At 34.4% G+C, this 7,813-nt stretch carries 11 protein-coding genes and 1 tRNA gene; 4 read left to right on the top strand and 8 right to left on the bottom strand.

From position 1 onward, the window contains the following. The 3 genes from ACIGAM_RS15220 to ACIGAM_RS15210 form a co-directional block, all read right to left on the bottom strand. Positions 1–124 (bottom strand): GIY-YIG nuclease family protein (locus ACIGAM_RS15220; protein WP_396512434.1); only part of this gene is annotated, 124 nt, incomplete at its 3' end. Between the two features lie 166 nt (positions 125–290). Then, on the bottom strand, positions 291–488 hold the full coding sequence (locus ACIGAM_RS15215) for a GIY-YIG nuclease family protein (protein ID WP_396512330.1): 198 nt from the start codon (positions 486–488) through the stop codon (positions 291–293). A gap of 43 nt (positions 489–531) precedes the next feature. Beyond that, positions 532–605: transfer RNA gene (locus ACIGAM_RS15210), tRNA-Met, on the bottom strand. A 177-nt stretch (positions 606–782) separates the two neighbouring features. Between ACIGAM_RS15210 and ACIGAM_RS15205 the strand changes: the two genes are divergently transcribed. Next, positions 783–1,175: an START-like domain-containing protein gene (locus ACIGAM_RS15205; protein WP_028375975.1), complete on the top strand. Its 393-nt coding sequence runs from the start codon at positions 783–785 to the stop codon at positions 1,173–1,175. Between the two features lie 52 nt (positions 1,176–1,227). Then, the gene (locus tag ACIGAM_RS15200; RefSeq protein WP_396512329.1) at positions 1,228–2,067 is read left to right on the top strand and encodes an aminotransferase class IV; all 840 of its coding nucleotides are present in this window, start codon (positions 1,228–1,230) and stop codon (positions 2,065–2,067) included. Between the two features lie 13 nt (positions 2,068–2,080). Here the strand turns inward: ACIGAM_RS15200 and ACIGAM_RS15195 are convergent, their stop codons facing one another. The 5 genes from ACIGAM_RS15195 to ACIGAM_RS15175 all read right to left on the bottom strand — a co-directional run bounded on the left by ACIGAM_RS15195 (position 2,081) and on the right by ACIGAM_RS15175 (position 6,607). Then, positions 2,081–2,641 (bottom strand): YqgE/AlgH family protein, encoded by a 561-nt coding sequence (locus ACIGAM_RS15195; RefSeq protein WP_396512328.1) that lies wholly within the window; start codon positions 2,639–2,641, stop codon positions 2,081–2,083. A 112-nt stretch (positions 2,642–2,753) separates the two neighbouring features. Further along, on the bottom strand, positions 2,754–3,026 hold the full coding sequence (locus tag ACIGAM_RS15190; RefSeq protein WP_396512327.1) for an HU family DNA-binding protein: 273 nt from the start codon (positions 3,024–3,026) through the stop codon (positions 2,754–2,756). Positions 3,027–3,210: 184 nt separating this feature from the next. Beyond that, positions 3,211–4,173: a methionyl-tRNA formyltransferase gene (fmt, locus tag ACIGAM_RS15185; RefSeq protein ID WP_396512326.1), complete on the bottom strand. Its 963-nt coding sequence runs from the start codon at positions 4,171–4,173 to the stop codon at positions 3,211–3,213. Next, on the bottom strand, positions 4,170–6,074 hold the full coding sequence (locus tag ACIGAM_RS15180; RefSeq protein ID WP_396512325.1) for an ATP-dependent DNA helicase RecQ: 1,905 nt from the start codon (positions 6,072–6,074) through the stop codon (positions 4,170–4,172). Before ACIGAM_RS15180 ends, fmt begins: the two co-directional genes overlap by 4 nt. Continuing rightward, the gene (locus tag ACIGAM_RS15175; protein ID WP_396512324.1) at positions 6,065–6,607 is read right to left on the bottom strand and encodes an AAA family ATPase; all 543 of its coding nucleotides are present in this window, start codon (positions 6,605–6,607) and stop codon (positions 6,065–6,067) included. The genes ACIGAM_RS15180 and ACIGAM_RS15175 overlap by 10 nt, the downstream gene beginning before the upstream one ends. Before the next feature lie 147 nt (positions 6,608–6,754). Here ACIGAM_RS15175 and ACIGAM_RS15170 point away from each other — a divergent pair, with 147 nt between their 5' ends. Together ACIGAM_RS15170 and ACIGAM_RS15165 are read left to right on the top strand one after the other, a co-directional pair. Beyond that, positions 6,755–7,045 (top strand): DUF493 family protein, encoded by a 291-nt coding sequence (locus tag ACIGAM_RS15170; RefSeq protein ID WP_396512323.1) that lies wholly within the window; start codon positions 6,755–6,757, stop codon positions 7,043–7,045. A 120-nt stretch (positions 7,046–7,165) separates the two neighbouring features. Then, on the top strand, positions 7,166–7,804 hold the full coding sequence (locus ACIGAM_RS15165) for a DUF4290 domain-containing protein (RefSeq protein ID WP_396512322.1): 639 nt from the start codon (positions 7,166–7,168) through the stop codon (positions 7,802–7,804). The last annotated feature ends 9 nt before the right edge of the window (positions 7,805–7,813 follow it).

Raw genomic sequence — 7,813 nt, 5'->3', positions numbered from 1 at the left:
TAGTCCATCCCTTGTTAGCTAATTCATTATGCGATTTAAATCTAGATATTAGATCTGTAGTAACTCCAGTGTAGTTTTTCTTAAACTTTTTAAAATATAAAATGTAGACAATGTGTTCTGACATAACTAGAAATAAGAAAGGCTTCACATTGCTGTGAAGCCTTTAGTAGCGAGAGGGGGGGCACGATCCCCCGTCCGCCTCTGGCGGATATAAATCCTCCGAACTATTTTTTTAAAAATGTATCTATAATTTTAGCTTTCCTAACACGACCTTGCCCAGATTTAAAGAATTATTCCTTTTTAAGTGCTTCTTTTTTAGAATTAAAAACCTCGATATAAATAACCATCCACGGTCTGTAGGCTTTAGTCCATCCCTTGCTAGCTAATTCATTATGCGATTTAAATCTAGATATTAGATCTGTAGTAACTCCAGTGTAGTTCTTCTTAAACTTTTTAGAATATAAAATGTAGACAATTTGTTCTGACAAAACTAGAAATAAGAAAGGCTTCACATTGCTGTGAAGCCTTTAGTAGCGAGAGGGGGGCACGATCCCCCGACCTCCGGGTTATGAATCCGACGCTCTAACCAACTGAGCTACCTCGCCAAAATTCTTTCTAAAAAGAAATATTTAATAAATTTGCTAGCTATCTGCTAAGCGGGTGCAAATATAATAACAATTACCAACCCTGCAAGCATCTTAAATATAAAATAAAAAAATTACTGCTTTCTTTTTTACTGAACAATTAATATTTATATTGGCGACCCAACCGAATAATAGAAAATGGAAGAAAAAATAAAATTTGAGATCGAGTTTCCTATTCAGGCCTCACCGTCACTTTTGTATCAATATATGTCTTCACCCTCTGGTATGTCTGAGTGGTTTGCAGATAATGTTAATTCACGTGGCGAGTATTATACCTTTATTTGGAATGGCAGTGAAGAAAAGGCTAAACTCTTAGGAAAGAAAAGTGATGAACGCATAAAGTTCAGATGGATGGATGATGTAGAGGATGAAAATCTATATTATTTTGAATTGCGTATTGTTGTAGATGAGATTACAAAAGATGTTTCGTTAATCGTAACAGATTTTGCTGAGCCTGGTGAAGAAGATGAAGGTAAAATGTTTTGGGAAAATCAAATATCTGAACTGAAACATATCATAGGTTCTAACTAGAAACAACTCGTAAATAGTATATTTGTCCCTTCTTAAAAAAGGGACTTTTTTTATGGTTAATTTTAACGGGACTATTACCGAAACGCCACAATTCTCAGCGCATAACAGAGGGATGCTTTATGGAGATGCGGTATTTGAAACAGTTAGATACAGTAGTGGTAAAATATCATTCTGGGAAGATCACTATTTTAGGCTTATGGCTTCGATGCGCATATTGCGAATGGAAATTCCAATGCATTTTACTTTAGAGTCATTACAAGAAGAAATTTTAAAAACGGTAGATGCCACAGGTTTAAGCGATAAATCAGCAAGCATTCGCTTAACAGTGACCCGTAACGAAGGTGGTAAATATTTGCCTACTGATAATGCGGTGAGTTTTTATGCTTTTGCGACTGAATTAGCAGATCCTTTTTTTATTTTAAATGAATCTGATTATGAGGTTGACCTTTATAAAGATCATTATTTAAATGCAGATTTATTAAGTACCCTTAAAACAGCTAATAAAATTATACATGTTACTGGAAGCATTTTTGCAAAAGAAAACAATCTTGCAAACTGTCTTCTTATAAACACAAACAAGACAATTGCAGAAGCGTTAAACGGTAATCTTTTTGTAGTTAAAGATAATCACATTAAAACCCCGCCACTAACTGAAGGTTGTCTTAGGGGTATTGTACGTAAACAATTGCTCGATATTTTAGAAAAATTAGATACCTACACCGTAGAAGAAGCTGCTATTTCTCCGTTTGAATTGCAAAAGGCAGATGAGTTGTTCATTACAAATTCTATCATAGGTATTCAACCTATAACAAAATACCGCAAAAAGGAGTATACAAATCTTGTTGCTAAAAATTTAATAGGAAAATTAAATGCTAAAGCGCGTTTAGGTTAAAAAGAGCTTGCAGTTAATTGTAACTAGGGTTTTCTGGAGCATTTGACCAGATTACGTAGTCCCCACCTAATTCTATCATTTTTTCTTTCCAGAAGTCAGGAAAACATTTGTTAATGATCTCTTTGTCGTAGATGTTTTCTGCTACAATCCACGAGTTGGCATTAAGCTCATCATCTAATTGATCGCTATCCCAACCTGAATATCCCAGAAAAAACCGAATTTCTTCTGCCGTGATTTTCCTTGATGTTATAAGATCTATAACAGTATCAAAATCACCTCCCCAATATATTCCGCTAGAAATCTCTATACTATCAGGAATTAAGTGAGGTACTTTGTGTAAAAAATAAAGATTGTCTTGTTCCACAGGGCCACCATTGTAGATTTGCATTTCGATCTCAATTTCAGGAATAAGCTCATTGAGGGTAAATGTAAGCGGTTTATTTAAGATAAAACCTACAGAACCTTCTTCAGTATGGTTAGCAAGTAAAACGACAGATCTGTTAAAAGAAACATCTCCTATAATAGCCGGCTCGGCTATTAATAAATTGCCCTTTTCAGGTTTGTTTGTCGTCATAAATAAAGTCTTTCAACTAAACTAACCTTTTTTTATTAATTAACAAAAAAATAAGAAAAATAAAAAAAGCCCTTTAAAAAGGGCTTTTGAAAAATATTTAGAAGCTATGCAATTAGTTTACAGCGTCTGATAAGTCAGAACCTGCTTTAAACTTAACAACATTTTTAGCTGCAATTTGAATAGTTTTTCCTGTTTGTGGATTTCTTCCTTCACGAGCTGCACGTTGAGATACAGACCATGAGCCAAAACCTACTAAAGAAACGCGATCTCCGCCCTTTAAAGATTTTTCAACATTGCCTAAGAAAGATTCTAATGCTTTTTTAGCTGCTGCTTTTGTAATTCCAGCACTTTCTGCCATTGCATCAATTAAATCTGATTTGTTCATAATGTAAATTTTAAAATTAAATGTCGGTTAAACTTTTATTTATATTCTAACAAATTTAGACGGATATTTCGTTCACGCAAGTAATAGCGCAGGAAATTCAGTTTTATGTTGATAACTTTAACATTTTGTTAATAAGGAAAGCCTTTTTTAACAAAATTTCAGAAACATCAGTAGTCATGCGGTCTTACAGCATTTTAGCATCTTCGTCAAAGGTAAATCCATTTAGTAAATCTTTTACCAGCATTTTTTTCTTGCCAGAAAGTTGAATTTCTATCAATTCAATCCAACTATCTTGAGTTGCAATAAACAATTTACCATTATTAACTAAAATTTTTCCAGCCTCTGTACTTACTAATGGCAAATCATCATTAGAGGGCTTTAAAGCCTGATAAATTTTTAATTGATGTTCTTTATCATCTCCATTACTAAAAATCGTGTACGCTACAGGATATGGGCTCAAACCACGTATTAAGTTATGAATGTCGTTAACTGACGCTGACCAATTAATCCTAGTGTTATCCCGATTTAATTTGTAAGCAGTATGCAGTTGCTCTTGTTTTGATTGTATTGTTGTAGTAACATCACCTTTTTCTATATGTTTTACGGTTTTAAGAATGAGATCACTACCTAAATGCATCAACCTATCGTGCAAGATTCCCGCACTTTCATCTGCAGCGATAGACAACTTTTCTTGAAATATGATTGCACCAGTATCTATTTTTTCATCTATAAAGAAAGTACTAACCCCGGTTTCTGTTTCTCCTTTTATAATTGCCCAGTTTATGGGAGCTGCTCCTCTGTAATCTGGGAGTAAAGAAGCGTGTAGGTTAAATGTGCCATACTCTGGCATTTGCCACACTACTTGAGGTAGCATTCTAAAGGCTACCACTATTTGCAGATTTGCTTTGAGTGCTTTTAGTTGGCCTAAAAAAGCATCATCTTTTAAATTAGTAGGTTGTAGGATATTTAAATCCTGGCTTTGAGCATAGGTTTTTACAGCACTTTGCTGAATTTTTTGACCTCTACCCGCTGGTCTGTCTGGGGCAGTTATCACACCTACAATATTAAAATTATTTTCAACTAGTTTTTGTAATCCGGCAACAGCAAAATCTGGTGTTCCCATAAAAATAATTCTCAAATCTTTCATTTCAGTTTATATGAATTAGAAGGAGTTATTTGTACTTTTTCAGTGGCTAAAAGATTTTTTAGCGCCTTTATAATTTCAGCTTCCTCAAGCGTATGTAATGTTTCAACGAGGGAGGTAGAAGAGTAGTTCTTCACCTGAAGCAAAGCTACTATTTTAGACTCGATCATTTTTGTGGTAACCAGTTTAGCTTTCCGTCTAGATTTTATACATACATCACAAACACCGCAAGGAGTTAGTTGTTTTTCTTCAAAATAAGCGAGCAACTGTATACTTCTGCATACATCACTTGTATTTAAATAGCGTATAATACTTTTTACTTGATTTACCTTACGTGTATTTTGAGCTGTAATATGTTTAGCAATTTTATTTACGGTCAACTCATCTTCGCGTTGTACCAGAAATGTAACAGCAGAGTCATAGTTAGTATGGTCGTAAAGAGCAACATCATCAATTTGAAGTTGTAGTAATATTTTATGAATCTGCGGCAGAGGTACAGCTGCCTTCTTAGCTATAATGGTATGATCTATTGCTAAGGGTTGATCATATATACCACCATACGTTCTTAAAATACTTTTTACCACACCGTCTATACCCGGGTTTTTGATAAGATAATAAGTTAAATTTATAGGAGAAATAGTAAACTGTAGTGTTGATTTTCTATAAAATTCTTGAGATAATACCAGAACACTATTACGATCTAAAAGTTGTAAGGCATTATAAGTAATTAATGTTTTGAAATTATAAGTACTGCAAAATTTCATGAAATCAAACCGAAAAGTTTCTTGCTCACCTTCACCGTAAGAAACCTGAAAATAACTATTCAGTTTTTTGTAGACTTTTTTTACATACTCAACAGAGGGTAACACATTTAAAAATTGGTTTGCTAACCTGTTTTCATCAGAAGGATTATAAAGTATGATACTTTGTGATGTAGAACCATTTCTACCCGCTCTGCCAGCTTCCTGAAAATAACTTTCTAAACTTTCTGGTAATTCTACGTGTACAACTGTTGCAACATCTGCCTTATCTATTCCCATCCCAAAAGCACTGGTAGCAACCATTACCTGTGTTTTATTTTTAGACCAGTCTTCAAAACGTTGTTGGCGTTCTCCATTTCCTAAACCACCGTGATAAAAGTGTGAGGGTATACGATTTGCTTGTAAAAAGGAAGCATAATTTTGTGCGGTTTTTCTACTGCGTACGTAAACAATAGCGCTTCCTGTATATTTTCTGAATAGCTGTATGAGTCTGCCATACTTATCTTCTTCAGCCACTACTTTATAGGCCAGGTTTTTACGTTCAAATGAATTTTGAACCACCATAGCCTGGGTCATACTTAATTGTTCAAGAATATCTTCCTGAACTTTTTTTGTAGCAGTTGCAGTTAAAGCGATGCAGGTAACCTCAGGAAAATTTTCTCTAAATGCCGAAATATTGCGGTAAGCAGGCCTAAAGTCGTGTCCCCATTGAGAGATACAATGTGCTTCATCAACAGCAATTAACGATATATTCATCTGCTTTAATCTGGCAAGCACGAGCTCATTTTGAAGCCGTTCTGGAGACAAATACAATAGTTTATAATTTCCGTAGATACAATTGTCAAGAAGCGCATCTAGATCATTATAATGAATACCTCCGGGAATGTATAATGATTTGATATCTCTTTGAGCGAGCTGCATAACCTGATCGCGCATTAGCGATAATAGAGGCGAAATCACTAACACAATACCCTCTTCTAATAACGCAGGAATTTGATAACAGATAGATTTGCCACCACCGGTGGGTAAGAGGGCAAAAGTGTCTTGTTTGTTTAAAACACCTGAAATAATCTCAAGCTGTTTTGGTCTAAAATTTTCATAGCTCCAATATTTTTTTAAAATATCAAGAGGAGTTACAGACATATATTTAGGTTTTCAAGAATAAAAGCTACTCGCTTTTCAACATCTGTCTTAGGTACTTCAATGGGGGTGTACCCATAATGAGTGTATGTTTTTACCAGTTCCTCCTGAATTTTAAGAGCTTCCTCAAAACTCTCATAGCGCTCCTGGTCTGTAATATGTATATCGCGCCACGGAGGAAGAATAAAAATGTGATCGTATTTATATGATGTACAAGCTTCCTTAAAATTATCAGGATAATCCTGACCTATAAAATCCATATAGGCAGCAACATCGGGGATACCACGATCTATGAATACAAATTCTTGATCAAGTTGGGAAGCTTCTTTATATTGTTTGATACGACGTTCTAATAGAAGCTCACTAAACAAAAGAGGCTGCGTCAAAAAAAGCTGATCAATTCCTTTTTCCTGCGCGGCCTTAGTAACTTCTCTAGATACTTCATCAAAGCAAATGTGACCTTTAGCTTTTAAAGCATTAATTAGTGTTGTTTTTCCTGTACTGGGACCTCCTATGAGGACTATACGTTTAGTCATTAGTTATATTCAGTTTAAATAAAACAACACATATAATCTTTTGGGATAGGTGCGGTCTATTTGACATTTGCGGTAAAAATACTCAAATAGAAGTCGATTAAAAAATTAGTTGTAGAATGGTATCTTTGCATAAGAAAAAATAAAACTATGAGTACAGATAAGAACTCTGAAGAATTCTACGCAAAATTAAAAGGCAGGCTAGAGGAAACCACAAACTGGCCTACAGAATACCTTTACAAATTTATAGTTCCTACAGAAGCAGAGAAAATACATAGGATTGAGCAAATATTTGATAATATGGGTGCTGTTATTACTACTAAAGCATCAAGTAAAGGGACTTATACCAGTATTTCAATTAATTTACAGATGAAAAATGCAGACGCTGTTATTGAGAAATATAAAGAAGTCGCTGTTGTAGAAGGTGTTATTTCTTTATAAAATAGAATAATCTATATAAAATGGGGTTAATTTGACCTTGATAGATGGGCTTTTGTACATTTTTTAGTACTTTGCCACTAGGTTTTAGTTACAAACCACACTTCACTTAAATTTTTACAGTTGATAGATCAATTAGAATATAATACTGAGCGCGAAAAGCTCATCATACCTGAATATGGACGTCATCTCCAAAAGATGGTTAATCAGGCAATTGCAGAAGAAGACGAAAAGAAACGTAATATAATTGCCCGCAGTATTATTGCTGTAATGGGTAATATACAGCCGCATTTTAGAGATGTCCCAGATTTTCAACATAAACTTTGGGATCAATTATTTATAATGAGTGATTTTAAACTTGATGTAGAATCACCTTATGAAAAGCCTTCTCGAGAAAAGCTAGAAGAGCATCCTGAACCCTTAGATTACCCTCAAAACTATCCTAAATATCGTTTTTACGGAAACAATATAAAACGAATGATAGATGTAGCGGTAGAGTGGGAAAAAGGGCAAATGCGTGAGGCTTTAGAATTTACAATTGCAAATCATATGAAAAAGTGTTTCCTTAACTGGAATAAAGACACGGTAGATGATGATGTAATTTTTAAGCATCTTTTTGAGTTAAGTAACGGGAATATTAATCTCGCTAAAAAAGATGAAGATCTAAGGGATACGCAAAAACTAATGCGACCTAAAAAAACAAATAAAACGTCAAATTACCGCAAAAAACCTGTACGTGGGGGTGGTAAGAAGCGATACTAAAACTAGCCA

Source organism: Leeuwenhoekiella sp. NPDC079379 (genome assembly GCF_044542075.1).
Taxonomy (GTDB): Bacteria; Bacteroidota; Bacteroidia; order Flavobacteriales; family Flavobacteriaceae; genus Leeuwenhoekiella.
The sequence above is the reverse complement of the archived record's forward strand: the minus strand, read 5'-3'. Positions and strand labels throughout refer to the sequence as shown.